Below are 17,308 nucleotides of genomic sequence, written 5' to 3' on the forward strand. Positions count from 1 at the left end.
GGACCCCGGGCGGGACGCCCCGCCCGGTGCGCCCGCCGAGCCGGACGTCCCCCGTGCGCACGGTCGCGCCGACGCCGCGGGGCGCCGGCGACCTCGGCGGCTACCCGGACCGTCCGGCGGCGCAGAAGGCGGCCAGGGCGGACGCGCTGGCCGTCGCCGCCGCCGTCCAGGCCGGCAAGCCCGTCCCGGACGCGGTGTGGAAGCGGCTGGCGGCCGACGCCGGGGATCCCGACTACACCGAGACGCTGTACGCGCGGCTCGGACCGGCAGGCGCGGCGGACCTGGTCAGGGCGGCGCACGGCGACGCGGCGCGGCTGAAGGCCGTCCGCGGGTCGCTCGGCACTTCCAGCCACCATCTGACGATGGACGTGAAGTGGCTGCGCGCGTACCTGGCCGAGGCCGACCGGGCCGGGGTGCGTCCGGCGGCGGTGCAGGTCGTCACCGAGGCGAACATGAGCGCCAGGACGCGCGAGGCCCTGGTCAAGCTGCATCTGGACGCGCGCATGCACGCCGAGGGCGCCCCCGGCGGCGCCTCGCCGCAGCCGCAGAGCACAGCCAACCCGCAGAGCACACCGGACCCGAAGAGCACACCGCATCCGAAGAGCACACCGAGCAACGTCGCCTGATGTGAGGTCGCCATGGCCGCTCCGCCGCCTCCCGGGAGCCTGCCTCCGCCGTACACCGCCGCGTCGGCCGCCGAGCTGTCGCCGGCGGAGCAGCCGAACCCGGAGTACGAGCGGCTGTACCACGCGTACGCCGACGCGTACGGGAGCATCGACCAGGTCCGGCGGGCCCTGGACGCGCCGGTGCGGACGCTCGGCTCGACCGACGCGTGGCTGGGCCCGGAGGCGCGCGAGTGGGGCGGGCGGCTCGACGCGCAGCGCGGGACGCTGCGCAAGGCGGCCGACCGGATCCTCTGGGACATCTACGACCGTCTGTCGTCCACGCAGCGGACCACCCCGCGGGTCTAGTCTCTGTCGGGTGAGGGACCCGAAGCTGCGCGAGATCGACGAACGCGCCTTCCTACGCCGGCTCCACCCCATGCTGGAGGTGTACCGGGCCGCGATGGAGCCGCCGGACGAGCAGCTGCCGGGCCGGCACACGATCATGGAGCGGCACGCGGCCTACCCGTCGTTCCGCGCGTTCGTCGCGGAGCGGCGCGGCGCCCTGCCGGGCCTGCCGGGCCCGGTCCACGGGTTCGCGTACGGGTTCCGGGGGGCGCGCGGGCAGTGGTGGCACGACGTGGTGTACCAGGCGCTCATCGACCTCGGCGGCGAGGCGCACGCCGCGGCGTGGATGGACGACTCGTTCGAGGTGGCGGAGCTCCACGTCCACCCGCAGGCGCAGGGCAGGGGCCTCGGCCGCGCGCTGCTGACCTCGCTGTGCGAGGGCCGCCCGGAGCGGACGGTCGTGCTGTCGACGCTGGACCGGCGCCCGGAGACGCCGGCCCGGCACCTGTACCGCTCGGTCGGCATGGTGGACCTGCTGACCGACTTCGAGTTCCCCGGCGGCGGTCCCCGCTACGCGGTCATGGGCGGGACGCTGCCCTTGGCGCCGTACCCGCCGGCCTCCAGCAGCCCGTAGACCTCGCGCGTCGCGGTCGACTGGTTGAAGGTGATGAAGTGGATGCCGGGCGCGCCCTGGTCGAGCAGCTCGCGGCAGAGGTCGGCGGCGTGCTCGATGCCGAGCCGCCGGACCGCCTCGGGGTCGTCGGCGACGGCGTCGAAGCGGGCCCTGACCTCGGGCGGGAACGGCGCGCCCGACAGCTGCTCGGACCGCTCGATGGTGCTGTACTTGGTGACCGGCATGATGCCGGGGATGATCGGCGTCTCGCAGGCCGCGGCCGCGACGCGGTCGCGCAGCCGCAGGTAGTCGTCGGCGCGGAAGAACATCTGGGTGATGGCGTAGTCGGCGCCGGCGCGGCACTTCTCGACGAAGTAGCGGGTGTCGCTCTCGATGTCGGGCGAGCGCGGGTGCTTGTAGGGGAACGCCGCGACGCCGACGCTGAAGTCGCCGTAGGAGCGGATCATGCGGACGAGCTCGGCGGCGTACTCGACGCCCTCGGGGTGCTTGACCCACTCCCCCATCGGGTCGCCGGGCGGGTCACCGCGCAGCGCGAGCACGTTGCGGACGCCGGCGGCGGCGAACCGGCCGATGAGGTTGCGCAGCTCGGCCTGGGAGTGGTTCACGGCGGTGAAGTGCGCGACCGGGGTGAGGGTGGTGTCGGTGGCGATGCGCTCGACGATGTCGACGGTCGTGTCGCGGGTGCCGCCGCCCGCCCCGTAGGTGACCGACACGAACGTCGGGTGGAGGGGCTCCAGCTCGCGGATCGTACGCCACAGGTTCCGCGCGCCCTTGTCGGTCTTGGGCGGGAAGAACTCGAAGGAGAACGACCGCTCGCCCGAGGCCAGGAGCTCGCGGACGGTGGGGGGCCGGTCGGGACGTACGGGTCGCATCCCCCAAGCCTACAGTGGGGGTCCGGCGCGGATCCCGGCCCGTGCGGGGCCGCGGGAGTGCCCCGGCCCGCGTCCGTTACGCGTGATCCTGCACACGTCTACACCAACGTAATGCCTCTATTTCCTACGATGTACTGACATATCGCTCAATAGCTGGCCGGTGGATTCCGTCCGGCTGGATACGATCACGGGCATGCCAAGCCTGCCCGTGGGAGGACGACCCATCGCATCCCCCGGCTCGCTCCATCCGTCCTGGAGCCGCGTCCGCAAGCAGGTCGACGAGGCGCTGCTGGCCTTCGTCGACCGCCAGCGCCCCGGCCTGCTGGCGATCAGCGACGACCTCGGGCCGCTGCTGTCGGCGCTGGACGCGCTGCTGGCGGGCGGCAAGCGGCTGCGCCCGGCGTTCTGCTACTGGGGCTGGCGCGCGGCCGGCGGCGGCGTCGACGACCCGGCGATCGTGCACGCGGCGGCGTCCCTGGAGCTGCTGCAGGCGAGCGCGCTGATCCACGACGACGTGATGGACTCCAGCGACACCCGGCGCGGGCAGCCGTCGGTGCACCGCAGGTTCGAGGCGCTGCACCGCGCGCAGGGCTGGCCCGGCGCCGCCGTGCCGTTCGGCTCCGGCACCGCGATCCTGCTCGGCGACCTGTGCCTGGCCTGGTCGAGCGAGATGTTCGAGACCTGCGAGCTGGACGAGGAGCGGCGCCGCCGCGGCCGGTCCGTCTACGACCTGATGCGCACCGAGGTCATGTGCGGCCAGTACCTCGACATGCTGGAGGGCACCCGCGGCCGCGCGACGGTGGACACGGCGCTGCGGGTGGTGGAGTTCAAGAGCGCCAAGTACACGGTCGAGCGGCCGCTGCACCTCGGCGCCGCGCTGGCCGGCGCGGACCCGCGGGTGACCGCCGCGCTCACCGGCTACGGCCTGCCGCTCGGCATCGCCTTCCAGCTGCGCGACGACGTGCTCGGCGTGTTCGGCGACCCGGCCGAGACGGGCAAGCCCGCGGGCGACGACCTGCGCGAGGGCAAGCGGACGGTGCTGGTCGCGCTCGCCCTGGAGCGCGCCTCGCGGGCGCAGGCGGCGGCGCTGGAGCGCCGGCTCGGCGACCCGGAGCTGGACCGTCCCGGCGTGGACGAGGCGCGCACGATCATCGAGGAGACCGGCGGGCTGGCGGCCTGCGAGGCGATGATCGACGGCTACCTGGACGAGGTGGGCCGGGCGCTGGCCGCCGCGCCGGTCGCCGAAGAGGCGCGCGACGCGCTCGCCGAGCTGGCGATCGCCGCCACCGCGCGCCGCACCTGAGCCGAATGCAACGAATTGGCAAAGTGAGGCTGGTGGGGTAGCACCATCCCACCATTTGGTGGCAGAAATGTCGCCATGTGCGCAGACATCCCCGGGAACCGCGTGCCGCGCGTCGCCCCGCTGCCCGAGGCGGAGTGGGACGACACGCTGCGGGCCGCGACCGCGTCGATCGGGCCGCTGAACGTCCTCACCACGCTCGGCCGGCACCCGAAGCTGTTCCGCAGCTGGATCGGGCTCGGCACGGCGTTGCTGATGAAGGGCCTGCTGAGCGACCGCGACCGGGAGCTCGCCATCATGCGGACCGCGTACCTGCGGGACTGCGCGTACGAGTGGGGGCACCACCGCCGGCTCGCGCTCGCCGCGGGCCTCACCGAGACCGAGGTCGCGGCGCTCCGGCTGCCGCTCGACGACCACGGCTGGGCCGACGACGACCTGATGGTGCTGACGGCGGCGGACGAGCTGAACGAGCGCAGCACCCTCACCGACGCGACGTGGACGGCGCTGTCGGCCCGGTTCGACGAGCGGGAGCTGATCGAGCTGGTGATGCTCGTCGGGCACTACCACATGGTCGCCTTCGCGCTGAACGCGCTGCGCGTCCAAGACGAGGACGTCCAGGACGGGGAGGGGCACTGATGCGCCGCGCCGGACGGAGGACAGGACGGTGGACGCCGACCGCGGGGGCGCTGGTGTCCGTGCTCGCGCTCGCGGCGCCGCTGTCCGCGGCGGCCCCGGCGGGCGCCGCGCAGACCCGGTGCGGCGACCCGGCCCAGCGGCCCTGGTGCGACACCGCCCTCGGCCCGGACAGGCGGACCGCGCTGCTGATGGCGAAGATGACCGACGACGAGAAGATCGCGATGCTCGCGTCGGACGACCCGCTCGGCGGCCCGCTCGGCGGGTTCATCGACACCGCGCACGCCGACACCAACAGCGGCATCCCCCGGCTCGGGATCCCGCCCGTCTACATGGCCGACGGCCCGGCGGGCGTCCGGCAGGGCAAGGCGACCCGGCTGCCCGCGCCGATCTCGCTGGCCGCCGGGTTCGACCCCGCGGCGGCGCGGCTGTACGGCGGGACGGTCGGGTGGGAGGCCAAGCACCGCGGCAACGACCTGATCTTCGGTCCGACCGTCGACGTGCTGCGCGCGCCGCGCAACGGCCGCTCGTTCGAGGGCTTCGGCGAGGACCCGTACCTGTCGTCCGGGCTCGGGGCCGCGTGGATCCGCGGCGCGCAGGCGCAGGGCGTGATGGCGTCGGTCAAGCACATGGCCGTCTACACGCAGGAGAGCGACCGGCTGTCGCTGGACATGAAGGTCGACCCGCGGACGCTGCGGGAGATCTACCTGCCGCCGTTCGAGGGGGCGGTGAAGCAGGGCGGCGCCGCGACCGTCATGTGCGGGTTCGGGAAGCTGAACGGGCGGTGGGCCTGCCAGGACGGCGGCGTCCTCGACGGGATCCTCCGGTCGGAGTGGGGCTTCAAGGGGTTCGTGCCGTCCGACCACACCGCCGTGCAGGACACCGTCGCCGCCGCCAACGGCGGGCTCGACATGGAGCTGCCGATCGGCATGAAGTACAACGCGTTCCTGCTCAAGATGGCGGTCGCGCAGAAGCAGGTCACGCAGGCGGCCATCGACGGGCACGTCCGCAACGTGCTGCGGACGATGTTCGCGTTCGGGGTGTTCGACCGGCAGGCGTACCCGAACGACCTCGCCGCGATCGACCGGACGGCGAGCCGGACGGCCGCGCGGAGCATCGCGGAGGGCGGGATCACGCTGCTGCGCAACGCGGGCGGGATCCTGCCGCTGACGTCGCCGTCCTCGATCGCGCTGATCGGGCGGGCCGCGAAGGAGAGCCAGAGCGGGACGGGGTCGGCGAACGTCGTGCCGTTCACGTCCGTCAGCGCGCAGGACGGCATCGCGCGCCGCGCCGGCTCCGGCACGAAGATCAGCTACAACGACGGCGACGACGCGGGCGCCGCCGCCGAGGCCGCGCGCAAGGCCGACGTCGCGATCGTCTTCGCGACCGACAGCGAGGGCGAGTTCTTCGACCGCTCCTGCCTGACGCTCAAGTGCGGCGACCCGCTGCGCGGCGACCAGGACGCGCTGATCGGCACCGTCGCCAAGGCCAACCCCAACACGATCGTCGTGCTGGAGACCGGCGGCCCGGTGCTCACCCCGTGGCGGAACCAGGTGAAGGGCATCGTCGAGGCCTGGTACCCGGGCCAGGAGGGCGGGAACGCGCTGGCCCGCGTCCTGTACGGGGACGTGGACCCGGGCGGGCGGCTGCCGGTCACCTTCCCCGCCGCCGAGGGCGACGCGCCCCTCGCCGGGAACCCGTCGCAGTTCCCCGGCGTGAACAAGACCGTCACGTTCTCCGAGGGCGTCATGGTCGGCTACCGGCACTACGACACCAAGGGCCTCACGCCCGCGTTCCCGTTCGGGTACGGGCTGTCGTACACGACGTTCCGCTACAGCGGGCTGACCGCGTCGTCCACGTCGGTGCAGGTCACGGTCACCAACACCGGAACCCGTGCGGGGACCGCCGTCCCGCAGCTGTACCTCGGGCTGCCCTCCGCGGGCGTGGACGTCCCGCAGCCGCCCCGGCAGCTCAAGGGCTACACCAAGGTCGCCCTGGCCCCCGGCCAGAGCAAGCGCGTCGCGTTCCCGCTGACCTCGCGGTCCCTGGCGTACTGGAACCAGGGCGCCAAGGCGTGGAAGGTGGCGGGCGGCTGCTACAAGGTGATGGTCGGCGGCTCCGAGCGCGACATCGAGCAGACCGGGAGCTTCGGGACCTGCGCCGCGAAGTAAAGATCGGGGTTCCGCTGCCCCGGTCCGCGGTGACAGGGTACAAATGAGGAATTCTTCGTCCGTCCCCGCCGAGTCGGAGTCCCCCCTTGCCGCACGACACCTCCCGCGGGAGGACGACCCCCCACACCGCGCGTCCCGCCCAGTCCCGCAACGGCCAGCAGGCCCGTTCCGGGCAGGGACGCGCGGGGCAGCCCCACGGCCGCCCGCCGGGGCCGCGCCCCGGCACGTCCGCGCAGGCGGCGGGAACGGGCGGGAAGCGTCCCGGCCCGCGGCAGGGCCGGGGCCGGCGGCACGAGCGGCCGCTGCGCTCCGGCGACCCCCGCAGCATCGGCGGCTACCGGCTGCTCGGGCGGCTCGGCGAGGGCGGCCAGGGCGTGGTCTACCTCGGCCGCGACGGTGACGACCGGCTCGTCACGGTGAAGGTGCTGCGCGGCGGCCTCGACGCCGGGCAGCGCGCGCGCAGCCGGTTCGTCAAGGAGGCGGAGGCCGCGCGGAAGGTCGCCGGGCGGCACACCGCGCGGGTGCTGGACGCCGACGTCACCGGCGACCGCCCCTACATCGTCAGCGAGTTCGTCGAGGGGCCGACGCTGCAGCGGGTCGTCGACGAGGACGGGCCGCTCCCGGCCCCGCAGCTGCGCAAGGCGGCGCTGCGCACCGCCGGCGCGCTCGCCGCGATCCACCGCGCGGGGATCGTGCACCGCGACTTCAAGCCCGCCAACGTGGTGCTCGGCCCGGACGGCGCCAAGGTGATCGACTTCGGCATCGCGCGCGCCGCCGACGCGCTGGCCCGCACCGAGCCGCTGACCACGAGCCCGGTCGGCACGCCCGGCTACATGGCGCCCGAGCAGATCGAGGACGAGCCGGTCGGGCCGCCCGCCGACGTGTTCGCCTGGGGCGCCGCGATGGTGTTCGCCGCGACCGGACGGCCGCCGTTCGGCAGCGGTCCGGGCGCCGCGGTGATGCGGCGGGTGACGTCCCGGCCGCCGGAACTCGGCGACATGGACGGGCCGCTGCGCGACCTCGCCGCCCGCTGCCTGGACAAGAACCCGGCGGCGCGGCCCACCGCGCCGCAGCTCGTCCGCGCGCTGCGCGAGGGGCAGGGGCCCGCGCCGAAGCCGCGGCCGACCCGCATCCCGCGCTACCGCTGGCGGATGATGCTGGCGCTCGCCGCGGTGATCATCGCCGGTTTCGTGCTCGGCATCCTGTTCTAGCGGCGCACGCCCCTCCGGCGCCCGCCGGGCACGTGCTCACCGGTGCTGCGCTCACCAGTGGGTGTTCACCGGTGCGGCGCTCACCAGTGGGGCGGGCGCTCGTCGAGCAGCCGCGCGTCGTCATCGCCGCCGCCGCGCCACTCGCCCCAGCCGGTGTCGGTGTCGTCGGAGGTCTGGTCCGGCAGGATCTCCAGGTCGTCGCCCAGGTCGACCGGCCGGTCGTCGTCGGGTCCCACGCTCATGATCCCCATTGTCGGCCATCGGCGGGACCGCCCGCACCGTGATCCCCGTCGCCCCCGGTCAGGCCGCGGCGAGCCGGCGCGCGAACTCGGCCGCGGCGGCGCCCGGATCGGCGGCCTCGGTGATCGCCCGGACGACCACGACGCGCTCGGCGCCCGCGTCCAGCACCGCGCCGAGGTTGCCGAGGTCGACGCCGCCGATCGCGAACCACGGGCGGGACTGGCGCTGCGCCGCCACGTACTCCAGCAGCTTCGGGCCGGGCGCGGGACGTCCCGGCTTGGTCGGCGTGGGCCACACCGGGCCCGCGCAGAAGTAGTCCACGCCCGGCTCGGCGGACGCCGCGGACGCCTGCTCGTCGGAGTGCGTGGACCGGCCGATCAGCACGTCCCCGCCGACGATCTCGCGGGCGGCGGGCACCGGCAGGTCGTCCTGCCCGAGGTGCAGCACGTCGGCGCCGACCGCGCGGGCGACGTCGGCGCGGTCGTTGACCGCCAGCAGCGCGCCGTGCCGCTCGCACGCCGCCCGGAACACCTCCAGGTAGGCCATCTCCTGCCGGGCCTCCAGGCCCTTCTGGCGCAGCTGGACGATGTCGACGCCGTTGCCCAGCGCCGCGTCCAGGAACGCGGGAAGGTCCCCCTGCCGCTCCCTCGCGTCCGTGCAGAGGTAGAGGCGGGCGCGGCTGAGCCGGGCGCGCAGCGCCACGGCCCGTTCGGTCGGGATGTGCCTGGACACGGTGGGGGCGGTTTCCTTTCGCGGTGCTTGCGTCGAGCGGCCTGCCCGGCGGGCATGCGGCGCGGGGCCACGCGCGGCGGCGTGACCCCGCGGCCGGTCGCTCGGTCGGTTCGGGTCAGAATGCCAGGGCCTGGGCGCGTCGCCGCACCTCGGTCCCCCGGTTCTCGCTGAGCGCCTGGACGGGCGTGCCGGGCAGCGTGTCGTCGGCGGTGAACAGCCAGCGGAGGGTCTCGACCTCGTCGAAGCCGGCGTCCGACAGCAGCGTCAGCGTGCCGGACAGGCCCTTGATGACCTGGCCGTCGCGGATGAACGCCGCCGGCACCATCGGCTCGCCGTCGCGGCGGACCGACAGCAGCTTCCGCTCGCTGATGAGCTGCTTGATCCGGCTGGTCTTGATGCCGAGCCGCTCCGCCGTCTCCCGGAGGGAGAGCCAGTCGCCGGCGAGGGCGTCGGTGCGGGGGTCCAGTGCGCTGTCAACGGTTGCGTGCGTCTGGGTCACGCCCCCTTGCTACCACGCCTTCGGAAGCCTCAAACCCGCCCGGCCGCCGTTACCGCCGGTGAGGTTCCGCTACCCGCGAACGGCCTGGCGGACGGCCACGTCCGGGTCCGCGATCGCCTCCGGGTCGACCGGCGTCCCGGCCGCGATCACCCGCCTGGCCTGCACCAGGTCCCGGGGCCGGTCCACGGTCAGGATCGCGTCGAGCCGGTCGCCGGTCAGCCAGGCGATCGCCCACTTGCGGCCGGACGGGTCGCCGCGGTGGACGAGCCGCTCGGACCGCGCGTGGTTCCCGGCGTACTGCACCATCCGGCCGAACTGCTCGGACCAGAAGTAGGGGGCGGCGTCGTAGACCGCGTCCTGGCCGAGCAGGGCGGCCGCGGCGGTGTCGGGGGCGTTGAGGGCGGTGTCCCAGTGCTCGACGAGGAGGCGGCGCCCGTACCGGTCCGACCACCAGGCGGCGCAGTCGCCGACCGCGACGACGTCGGGGCGGACGGTCCCGGTCTCGTCGTCCATGACGGTCCGGAACGAGGCGTCGGTGACGACGCCGCGCTCCAGCAGCAGGCCGGAGCCTTCGAGCCAGCCGAGCGCGGGCCGCACGCCGATGCCGACGACGACCTCGTCGGCGTCGATCCGCTCGCCGCCGCCGGGCCCGGCGAGGGCGAGGCCGCCGTGCTCGACCGCGGCGACCTTGACGCCGGTGCGCAGCTCGACGCCCGCCTCGGCGTACCAGGGGATGGTGAGCGCGCCGATCTCCTGCCCGAGGGCGACGGCGAGGGGGGTGTCGGCGGCCTCGACGACGGTGACGGCGCAGCCCTTCTTCGCGGCGGTGGTGGCGACCTCGGCGCCGATCCAGCCCGCGCCGACGATCACGATGCGGGCGCCCTCGGTGAGGCGTCCGCGCAGGTCGCGGGAGTCGTCGATGGTGCGCAGGACGTGCTGGCGGCCGTCGCCCGGCAGCGTGACGGGCTCGGCCCCGGTGGCGATGACCAGGCCGTCGAAGGGCAGGTCGCCGGCGGTGGAGGCGACCGTGCCGCCGCGCCCGGGGCCGTCGAGGCGCAGGCCGGTCGCGCGCTCGCCGAGCAGCAGCTCGCAGCGGAGCGCGTCCCAGTCGGCGTCGACGGTGGTGTCGTCGGAGTCGCCCGCCAGCACCGCCTTCGACAGCGGCGGCCGGTCGTAGGGCATGTGCCGCTCCGCCGAGACGAGGGTCAGCGCGCCCTCGTACCCCTTGCTCCTGAGTGCCTCGGCGGCCCGCACGCCCGCCAGCCCGCCGCCCACGACGATGACCCTGTTCATGGGCGCCCACCCTAACCGGGCGCCCCGGCGCGGTTTTGGACGGGTGTCCAGACAGGTGCATCCGGGCCGTTGGCCGTATGGTGGGGGACATAACAAGACATAGCGCGGGAGTCCGGTGCGACCGGGCTGAGAGGGCGGCTGACCGGGCCGCCGACCGCCACGACCTGATCCGGATCATGCCGGCGAAGGGAGCGCGCAGTGCGAATCGTGATCATCGGGGCCGGGGTCATCGGCCTGGCCACCGCCTGGCGGGCCGCGCAGGGCGGCGCCGCCGTCACCCTCGTCGACCCGGCGCCCGCGAGCGGCGCGTCGTCGGTCGCCGCGGGCATGCTCACCCCCGTCAGCGAGCTGAGCTACGGCGAGGAGCCGCTGCTGCGGCTCGGCCTCGCCTCCCGCGACCGCTACGGCGCGTTCGCCGCCGAGCTGGCCGAGGCCACCGGCCTCGACACCGGCTACCGCGACGACGGGACGCTCCAGGTCGCGTTCGACGCCGACGACCTGAAGCTCCTGGACGACCTCCGCGCCTTCCAGGAGAGCCTCGGCATCCCCGTCGAGGCGCTCACCGGCCGCGAGTGCCGCAAGGCCGAGCCGATGCTGGCGCCCGGCGTGCGCGGCGGCCTGCTCGCCCCCGAGGACGGCTCGGTCGACCCGCGCCGCCTCGCCCCGGCGCTGCTGGCGGCGGGCGAGCGGCTCGGCGTCCGGCTGGTGCGGCGGCGCGCGGAGGGCGTGCTGGTCGAGCACGACACCGCCGCCGGAGTCCGGCTGGACGACGGCACCGAGATCCGCGCGGACAAGGTGCTGCTGGCCGCCGGGCCGTGGTCGGGCGACCTCGGCGGCCTGCCCGCCGGGACCGTTCCACCCGTCCGCCCCGTCAAGGGCCAGGTGATCCGGCTCCGCACGCCGGTGCCGTTCCTGCGGCGCACCACCCGCGGCCTCGTGAAGGGCTCGTCGATCTACCTGGTGCCGCGCGCGGACGGCGAGATCGTCATCGGCGCCACGCAGGAGGAGCTCGGCTTCGACACGCGGGTCACCGCGGGCGGGCTGTGGGAGCTGCTGCGGGACGCCCGCGAGCTGCTGCCGGGCATCACCGAGCTGGAGTTCGCCGAGGTCACCGCGGGCCTGCGGCCCGGCTCCCCGGACAACGCCCCGCTGATGGGGCCGACCGCGCTGCCCGGCTTCTACCTCGGCACCGGCCATTTCCGCAACGGGATCCTGCTCGCGCCGGTCAGCGCCGACGCCCTCGCCGCGATGCTGCTGGACGGCCCCGTGCCCGAGGTGGCCGCCCCGTTCTCCCCCGCCCGCTTCTCCCCCGAACCGCAGTGACGAAAGCCGCAGTGATGAAGGTCGTGCAGGTATGAAGATCATCGTGAACGGAGAACCGCGCGAGCTGCCCGACGGGGCGTCCGTGGCGCAGGCGGTCGCCGCCGTGACCACCGCCGCGTCCGGCGTGGCGGCCGCGCTGAACGACGAGGTCGTCCGGCGCTCGGCGTGGGAGGCGACGGAGCTGCGCGAGGCGGACCGCCTCGAGGTGCTGACCGCGGTGCAGGGAGGCTGACCGGTGACGGACGAGACGGCGAACGGCGGCGACGGCCTGGTCATCGCCGGCGAGGAGATCGGCTCCCGGCTGATCATGGGCACCGGCGGGGCGCCCAGCATGCACGTGCTGCGCGAGGCGCTGACCGCGTCGGGGACGGCGCTGACCACGGTCGCGATGCGGCGGGTCGACCCGTCGGCGCGCGGCTCGGTGCTGGACGTCCTGACCGAGTGCGGCATCCGGGTGCTGCCGAACACCGCGGGCTGCTTCACCGCGGGCGAGGCCGTGCTGACGGCGAAGATGGCGCGCGAGGCGCTCGGCACGAACTGGGTCAAGCTCGAGGTGATCGCGGACGAGCGGACGCTGCTGCCCGACCCGATCGAGCTGGTCGAGGCCGCCGAGCAGCTCGTCGACGACGGCTTCGCCGTCCTGCCGTACACCAACGACGACCCCGTCCTCGCGCACCGGCTGGAGCAGCTCGGCTGCGCGGCCGTCATGCCGCTCGGGTCGCCGATCGGGTCGGGGCTCGGCATCCGCAACCCGCACAACATCGAGCTGATCGTCGAGCGGGCGGGGGTCCCGGTGATCCTGGACGCGGGGCTCGGCACCGCGTCCGACGCCGCGCTGGCGATGGAGCTCGGCTGCGACGCGGTGCTGCTGGCGACCGCCGTCACCCGCGCGCAGTCGCCCGCCCGGATGGCCGCGGCGATGCGGCACGCCGTCGAGGCGGGGCGGCTCGCCCGGCTGGCCGGCCGGATCCCCAAGCGCCGCTACGCCCAGGCGTCCTCGCCGTTCGAGGGCCTCGCGTCGTCCTGACCGGTCGGTGAAGCAGGGCTAAAGCTTCGACTGAAGAAATATTCGCTGGACCTGAACGGTGGACGTCCCCAGACTGAGGGCGTCCACCGGAAGGCCCGCCCGCAACCGCGCCGCACCCTTCGGTGTTCATGGAAACGTCCCGAACCTAAGGTGCGTCACATGCAACAGGGCAGTGCCCCGCGAGCGGGCGTCGACCGGCTCGCCGTCGCGGCGGCGGCCGTCACGGTCGTGCTGTGGGCCTCGGCGTTCGTCTCGATCCGCAGCGCCGGCGCGGAGTACGGCCCCGGCGCCCTCGCGCTCGGCCGGCTCCTCTCCGGCACCGTCGTGCTCGCCGCGATCTGCCTCGTCCGCCGCGAGGGCCTGCCGCCGAAGGGCGCCTGGCCCGGCATCGTGGCGGCGGGTGTGCTGTGGTTCGGCGCCTACATGGTCGCGCTGAACTGGGGCGAGCGCCTCGTGGACGCCGGGACCGCGTCCCTCGTCGTCAACATCGGCCCGATCCTCATCGCGCTGCTCGGCGGCTGGCTGCTCAAGGAGGGCTTCGCGCCGCGCCTGCTGGCCGGCATGGCCGTGTCGTTCGCGGGCGCCGCGATCGTCGGGCTGTCGATGTCCGGCGGCGGGGGCTCCTCGATCGGCGGCGTCCTGCTGTGCCTGGTCGCCGCGGTGACGTACGCGTTCGGTGTCGTCAGCCAGAAGCCCGCGCTCCGGCACGCGACGCCGCTGCAGTTCACCACTTGGGCCTGCGCGATCGGCGCGGTCGCCTGCCTGCCGTTCGCGCCGCAGCTGGTCTCGCAGGCCGCCGGCGCCCCCGCCGGCGCGACCCTGAACATGGTCTACCTCGGCGTCTTCCCGACCGCGCTCGCCTTCACCACCTGGGGCTACGCGCTGGCCCGCACGTCCGCCGGGAAGATGGGCGCCACCACCTACGCCGTGCCCGCGCTCGTCGTCACGATGTCGTGGCTGTTCCTCGACGAGGTCCCCGGCCTGATCACGCTCGGCGGCGGCGTCCTGTGCCTCGCCGGCGTCGCCGTGTCCCGCAGCACCCGCGGCCTGCGCCGCGCCCGCCCGGCCTCCCCCGTGGCCGCCGCCGCGGACCCGCCCGCGCCCGCGTCCGACCCGCGGCTCATCGATGCTCATACTCACGACTGATGAGAACATCCGTCATTCGCCCGTAAACTCGCACCGATGGACACGTCGGTTGCAGATCCACTCGTCGGGCAGGTGCTCGACGGGCGCTACCGCATTGAGTCCCGGATCGCGCGCGGCGGCATGGCCACCGTGTACGTGGCCCGCGACATCCGGCTGGACCGCACGATCGCGATCAAGGTGATGCACGCCGGCCTCGCCTCCGACGAGGACTTCGTCGCCCGCTTCATCGGCGAGGCCAAGGCCGCCGCGGCGCTCTCCCACCCCAACGTCGTCGCCGTGTACGACCAGCGCTCCGACGGCGAGCACGTCTTCCTGGTGATGGAGTACGTCCCGGGCCGGACGCTCCGCGACGCCCTCACCGAGCTCGGCCGGCTCGGCCCGCGCTCCGCCCTGGAGATCATGCAGCCGGTGCTGGCGGCGCTCGGCGCCGCGCACCGGGCCGGCCTCGTGCACCGCGACGTCAAGCCGGAGAACGTGCTGATCTGCGAGGACGGCACCATCAAGGTCGCCGACTTCGGCCTCGCCCGCGCGGAGAGCGCGAGCAAGATGACCAAGACCGGCATGATCATCGGCACCGTCGGCTACCTCGCGCCCGAGCAGGTGCTGCAGGGCACCGCCGACGTCCGCTCCGACGTCTACGCCGCCGGGATCATGCTGTTCGAGCTGCTCACCGGCCACCTCCCGCACCAGGCCGACACGCCCCTCGCCGTCGCCTACAAGCACGTCAACGAGGTCGTCCCGCCGCCGTCCAGCGTCGTGCCCGGCATCCCGCAGCGCGTCGACGAGCTGGTCACCGACGCCACCAGCCACGACCCGGCGCGCCGCCCCGAGGACGCCAACCAGTACCTGGCCGAGGTCGCCGAGGTCTTCGGCGGCCTGCCGCGCGACTTCGACCGCCGCATGGAGGAGGCGTCCCGCAACGCCACCAGCATGCTGGAGTCCCCGCCCGCCGGGCCGCCGCAGGGGCACACCGCCGTCCTCGACGCGAGCACCCTGCCGCCCGAGACCCTCCCGTCCGGGTACGCCCCGCGCTCCCGCACCGACCGGGCGCTCGGCGCGCTCACCGGCAAGTACGTCCTGATCGCCATCGGCGCCATCGCCGCCGTGGTGCTCGGCTGGGCGGTCTGGTACCAGACGTCCGGCCAGTACGACCACATCCCGTCCCAGATCATCGGGATGAAGGTCGCGGACGCCCAGCGCGAGCTCGACCACGCCGGCCTCGACGTCCGCGTCGCCACCGCCGTCTACGACGACCACGTCCACAAGGGCATGGTCGCCAAGAGCGACCCGCCCGCCGGGGCCCGCATCGCCAAGGGCGAGACCGTCACGCTGACCCCGTCCAAGGGCATCACCCCCCGCGAGGTCCCGGACGTGTCCGGCAAGTCCCTCGACGACGCGAAGCGGACCCTGCAGAGCAAGGGCTTCACCGTCGGCAAGACCAGCACGACCCCGTCGCAGACGGTCCCCAAGGACAAGGTCGTCGGCACCGACCCCGACGCGGGCGAGAAGCTGTCCCCCGACAAGCCCGTCGACGTCATCCTCAGCAGCGGCATGTCCATGCCGAACGTCGTCGGCACCGACGGCGACGCCGCCGCCAACCAGCTGCGCTCCATGGGCCTGAACGTCACCGTGCAGAAGAAGAAGGTCGACGGCAAGCCCGCGAACACCGTCATCAGCCAGGACCCGGCGGAGGGCACCGGCGTGTCCGACGGCGACGACGTCACCATCGTCGTCAACAAGCGCGACTGCATCGTGGACGCGGGCCCGATCCACTTCGGCTGCAACGACGGCGAGCCTCAGCAGAACATCCCCGTCCCCAACGTGACCGGCCGGAAGGTCAGCGACGCCAAGAAGGCCCTCGAGGACTCCGGCTTCAACGTCAACGTCACCGGTTTCGGCGGGAACACCGTCCGGTTCCAGAGCCCGAACAGCGGCGAGGCCCCGCGCGGCTCCACCGTCACCCTGGTGAAGGGCCCCTGACCGGGACCGGACGGTCGGACCCGGCGGCTAGGCTGAACGGGCTATGACCGCACCGCAGAGCCCCATCGGGGCGCACGTTCCCGTGGCCGGCGGGCTCGCCACCGGCGGCCTGAAGTACGCCGCCGAGATCGGCGCCGAGGCGATCCAGGTCTTCGTCGCCAACCCGCGCGGCTGGGCGCTGCCCGAGGGCAAACCCGCAGAGGACGCGAAGCTCCTCGCCCGCACCGACGTGCCCGTCTACGTGCACGCCCCGTACCTCGTCAACTTCGGCTCGCCCAGCGAGGAGACCCTCGCCAAGTCGATCGCGACCGTCCGGCACTCCCTCGTCCGCGGCCGCGCCATCGGCGCCCGCGGCGTGGTCGTCCACACCGGCTCCGCCGTCAGCCAGAGCTACGACGCGGCGATGGCCCAGATCCACGACCACGTCCTCCCCCTGCTGGAGGAGATCCCGGACGACGGCCCCGACCTGCTCCTGGAGCCGATGGCCGGGCAGGGCAAGATGCTGTGCGCCAAGGTCCAGGACCTCGGGCCGTTCTTCGAGCGCCTCGAGCACCATCCGAAGCTCGGCGTGTGCTTCGACACCTGCCACGCGTTCGCCGCGGGCCACGACCTCGCCGCACCCGGCGGCGTCAAGGACGCCATGGACGCCCTGGTCGCCACGGTCGGCGAGGGCCGCCTCAAGCTCGTCCACGCGAACGACTCCAAGGACGTCTGCGGCTCCGCCAAGGACCGCCACGAGAACATCGGCGCGGGCCGGATCGGCGAGCAGCCCTTCGCCGACCTGTTCCGCCACCCCGCCGTGGCCGGCGTCCCCTTCATCATCGAGACCCCCGGCCGCGCGCCCGAACCCCACGCCAAGGACATCACCACCCTCAAGTCCCTAAGGGCCGACTAGAAGAGCCCGAGCCGGGGCATCAGCCACAACAGGCCGCAAGATGATCGTCCGTAAGCTCAGGCAGGCGACGACCGGGGCGTTGCGATCGCGTGCGAAGCCAGATTCGAGCGAAGCAAGAATCTGATCGCGCAGCGAGGCCCCCAGGGCCGAGTCGGAGCGATGCTGCGATCGCCGCAGCGCCCGTTGAAGGGAGGGCGTCCAACGCCCGACCGCCGAGGGCGGTGCAATCAACACAGCGATCGCCGCTTTGCCCGCCGAAGGGAAGGCCGTCTAGCTGTACTCGGCCGTGAGGTTGGTGACACGCCGGGTTGGTGGTTGATCAAAGCGAAGACCTCCGAGTGCGGTGGAGATAGCCGTCTTCACCCGTCTCGGAGGTCTTCATGGGCCACGCTAATGCACGGT

The 17,308-nt window shown here is 74.0% G+C and carries 18 protein-coding genes and 1 riboswitch; of the genes, 13 read left to right on the forward strand and 5 right to left on the reverse strand.

Annotation, left to right across the window (positions count from 1 at the left end; all coding sequences use genetic code 11):
- The 3 genes from F9B16_RS39685 to F9B16_RS39695 form a co-directional block, all read left to right on the forward strand.
- Nucleotides 1-626, forward strand: a 626-nt coding sequence (locus F9B16_RS39685; protein WP_225992357.1) for a hypothetical protein, incomplete at its 5' end; no start/stop codon positions are given.
- 12 nt (nt 627-638) lie between these two features.
- A complete protein-coding gene (locus tag F9B16_RS39690) occupies nt 639-971 on the forward strand; it encodes a hypothetical protein (RefSeq protein WP_151545406.1) in 333 nt (110 codons plus the stop codon).
- Nucleotides 972-981: 10 nt separating this feature from the next.
- A complete protein-coding gene (locus tag F9B16_RS39695) occupies nt 982-1,584 on the forward strand; it encodes a GNAT family N-acetyltransferase (protein WP_151545408.1) in 603 nt (200 codons plus the stop codon).
- Here the strand turns inward: F9B16_RS39695 and metF are convergent.
- The gene (gene metF, locus F9B16_RS39700) at nt 1,521-2,456 is read right to left on the reverse strand and encodes a methylenetetrahydrofolate reductase [NAD(P)H] (protein ID WP_151545410.1); all 936 of its coding nucleotides are present in this window, start codon (nt 2,454-2,456) and stop codon (nt 1,521-1,523) included. The genes F9B16_RS39695 and metF overlap by 64 nt on opposite strands.
- Before the next feature lie 193 nt (nt 2,457-2,649).
- Between metF and F9B16_RS39705 the strand changes: the two genes are divergently transcribed.
- From F9B16_RS39705 to F9B16_RS39720, 4 genes are all read left to right on the forward strand, one after another.
- Entirely contained in the window at nt 2,650-3,759 is a 1,110-nt protein-coding gene (locus F9B16_RS39705; RefSeq protein WP_151545412.1) for a polyprenyl synthetase family protein, read from the forward strand.
- 75 nt (nt 3,760-3,834) lie between these two features.
- Nucleotides 3,835-4,392, forward strand: a complete 558-nt coding sequence (locus F9B16_RS39710) for a carboxymuconolactone decarboxylase family protein (protein WP_151545414.1) — start codon at nt 3,835-3,837, stop codon at nt 4,390-4,392.
- Complete coding sequence (locus F9B16_RS39715) at nt 4,392-6,560, forward strand: beta-glucosidase family protein (protein WP_151545415.1); 2,169 nt, start codon at nt 4,392-4,394, stop codon at nt 6,558-6,560. The genes F9B16_RS39710 and F9B16_RS39715 overlap by 1 nt, the downstream gene beginning before the upstream one ends.
- 86 nt (nt 6,561-6,646) lie before the next feature.
- Nucleotides 6,647-7,771 (forward strand): serine/threonine-protein kinase, encoded by a 1,125-nt coding sequence (locus F9B16_RS39720; RefSeq protein ID WP_225992358.1) that lies wholly within the window; start codon nt 6,647-6,649, stop codon nt 7,769-7,771.
- An 80-nt stretch (nt 7,772-7,851) separates the two neighbouring features.
- Here F9B16_RS39720 and F9B16_RS51605 read toward each other — a convergent pair whose 3' ends face one another.
- From F9B16_RS51605 to F9B16_RS39735, 4 genes are all read right to left on the reverse strand, one after another.
- Nucleotides 7,852-8,013: a hypothetical protein gene (locus tag F9B16_RS51605; protein WP_192809213.1), complete on the reverse strand. Its 162-nt coding sequence runs from the start codon at nt 8,011-8,013 to the stop codon at nt 7,852-7,854.
- A 58-nt stretch (nt 8,014-8,071) separates the two neighbouring features.
- Nucleotides 8,072-8,743, reverse strand: a complete 672-nt coding sequence (thiE, locus tag F9B16_RS39725) for a thiamine phosphate synthase (protein ID WP_151545417.1) — start codon at nt 8,741-8,743, stop codon at nt 8,072-8,074.
- Between the two features lie 115 nt (nt 8,744-8,858).
- Nucleotides 8,859-9,242, reverse strand: coding sequence for an Rv2175c family DNA-binding protein (locus F9B16_RS39730; RefSeq protein ID WP_192809214.1), 384 nt, complete (start codon nt 9,240-9,242; stop codon nt 8,859-8,861).
- Between the two features lie 69 nt (nt 9,243-9,311).
- Nucleotides 9,312-10,535 (reverse strand): NAD(P)/FAD-dependent oxidoreductase, encoded by a 1,224-nt coding sequence (locus F9B16_RS39735; protein ID WP_151545418.1) that lies wholly within the window; start codon nt 10,533-10,535, stop codon nt 9,312-9,314.
- 94 nt (nt 10,536-10,629) lie between these two features.
- Nucleotides 10,630-10,743, forward strand: a riboswitch (TPP riboswitch).
- Between F9B16_RS39735 and thiO the strand changes: the two genes are divergently transcribed.
- The 6 genes from thiO to F9B16_RS39765 all read left to right on the forward strand — a co-directional run bounded on the left by thiO (nt 10,734) and on the right by F9B16_RS39765 (nt 16,906).
- A complete protein-coding gene (thiO, locus tag F9B16_RS39740; protein ID WP_151545420.1) occupies nt 10,734-11,858 on the forward strand; it encodes a glycine oxidase ThiO in 1,125 nt (374 codons plus the stop codon). (Overlaps the previous riboswitch by 10 nt.)
- A 31-nt stretch (nt 11,859-11,889) precedes the next feature.
- Nucleotides 11,890-12,090 (forward strand): sulfur carrier protein ThiS, encoded by a 201-nt coding sequence (thiS, locus tag F9B16_RS39745; RefSeq protein WP_151545422.1) that lies wholly within the window; start codon nt 11,890-11,892, stop codon nt 12,088-12,090.
- 3 nt (nt 12,091-12,093) lie between these two features.
- Complete coding sequence (locus F9B16_RS39750; protein WP_225992359.1) at nt 12,094-12,885, forward strand: thiazole synthase; 792 nt, start codon at nt 12,094-12,096, stop codon at nt 12,883-12,885.
- Nucleotides 12,886-13,044: 159 nt separating this feature from the next.
- Nucleotides 13,045-14,031 (forward strand): DMT family transporter, encoded by a 987-nt coding sequence (locus F9B16_RS39755; RefSeq protein WP_151545423.1) that lies wholly within the window; start codon nt 13,045-13,047, stop codon nt 14,029-14,031.
- Nucleotides 14,032-14,067: 36 nt separating this feature from the next.
- The gene (pknB, locus tag F9B16_RS39760; protein ID WP_151545425.1) at nt 14,068-16,011 is read left to right on the forward strand and encodes a Stk1 family PASTA domain-containing Ser/Thr kinase; all 1,944 of its coding nucleotides are present in this window, start codon (nt 14,068-14,070) and stop codon (nt 16,009-16,011) included.
- A gap of 43 nt (nt 16,012-16,054) precedes the next feature.
- A complete protein-coding gene (locus F9B16_RS39765) occupies nt 16,055-16,906 on the forward strand; it encodes a deoxyribonuclease IV (RefSeq protein WP_151545426.1) in 852 nt (283 codons plus the stop codon).
- Nucleotides 16,907-17,308 lie beyond the last annotated feature (402 nt).

The organism is Actinomadura montaniterrae, from assembly GCF_008923365.1.
GTDB classification, from domain to species: domain Bacteria; phylum Actinomycetota; class Actinomycetes; order Streptosporangiales; family Streptosporangiaceae; genus Spirillospora; species Spirillospora montaniterrae.

Coding starts and splice junctions, on each gene's coding strand:
- metF (WP_151545410.1), bottom strand. CDS start 2,456: ATGCGACCCGTACGTCCCGACCGGCCCCCCACCGTCCGCGAGCTCCTG.
- pknB (WP_151545425.1), top strand. CDS start 14,068: ATGGACACGTCGGTTGCAGATCCACTCGTCGGGCAGGTGCTCGACGGG.
- F9B16_RS39735 (WP_151545418.1), bottom strand. CDS start 10,535: ATGAACAGGGTCATCGTCGTGGGCGGCGGGCTGGCGGGCGTGCGGGCC.
- F9B16_RS39755 (WP_151545423.1), top strand. CDS start 13,045: ATGCAACAGGGCAGTGCCCCGCGAGCGGGCGTCGACCGGCTCGCCGTC.
- F9B16_RS39710 (WP_151545414.1), top strand. CDS start 3,835: ATGTGCGCAGACATCCCCGGGAACCGCGTGCCGCGCGTCGCCCCGCTG.
- F9B16_RS39690 (WP_151545406.1), top strand. CDS start 639: ATGGCCGCTCCGCCGCCTCCCGGGAGCCTGCCTCCGCCGTACACCGCC.
- F9B16_RS51605 (WP_192809213.1), bottom strand. CDS start 8,013: ATGAGCGTGGGACCCGACGACGACCGGCCGGTCGACCTGGGCGACGAC.
- thiS (WP_151545422.1), top strand. CDS start 11,890: ATGAAGATCATCGTGAACGGAGAACCGCGCGAGCTGCCCGACGGGGCG.
- F9B16_RS39765 (WP_151545426.1), top strand. CDS start 16,055: ATGACCGCACCGCAGAGCCCCATCGGGGCGCACGTTCCCGTGGCCGGC.
- F9B16_RS39705 (WP_151545412.1), top strand. CDS start 2,650: ATGCCAAGCCTGCCCGTGGGAGGACGACCCATCGCATCCCCCGGCTCG.
- F9B16_RS39715 (WP_151545415.1), top strand. CDS start 4,392: ATGCGCCGCGCCGGACGGAGGACAGGACGGTGGACGCCGACCGCGGGG.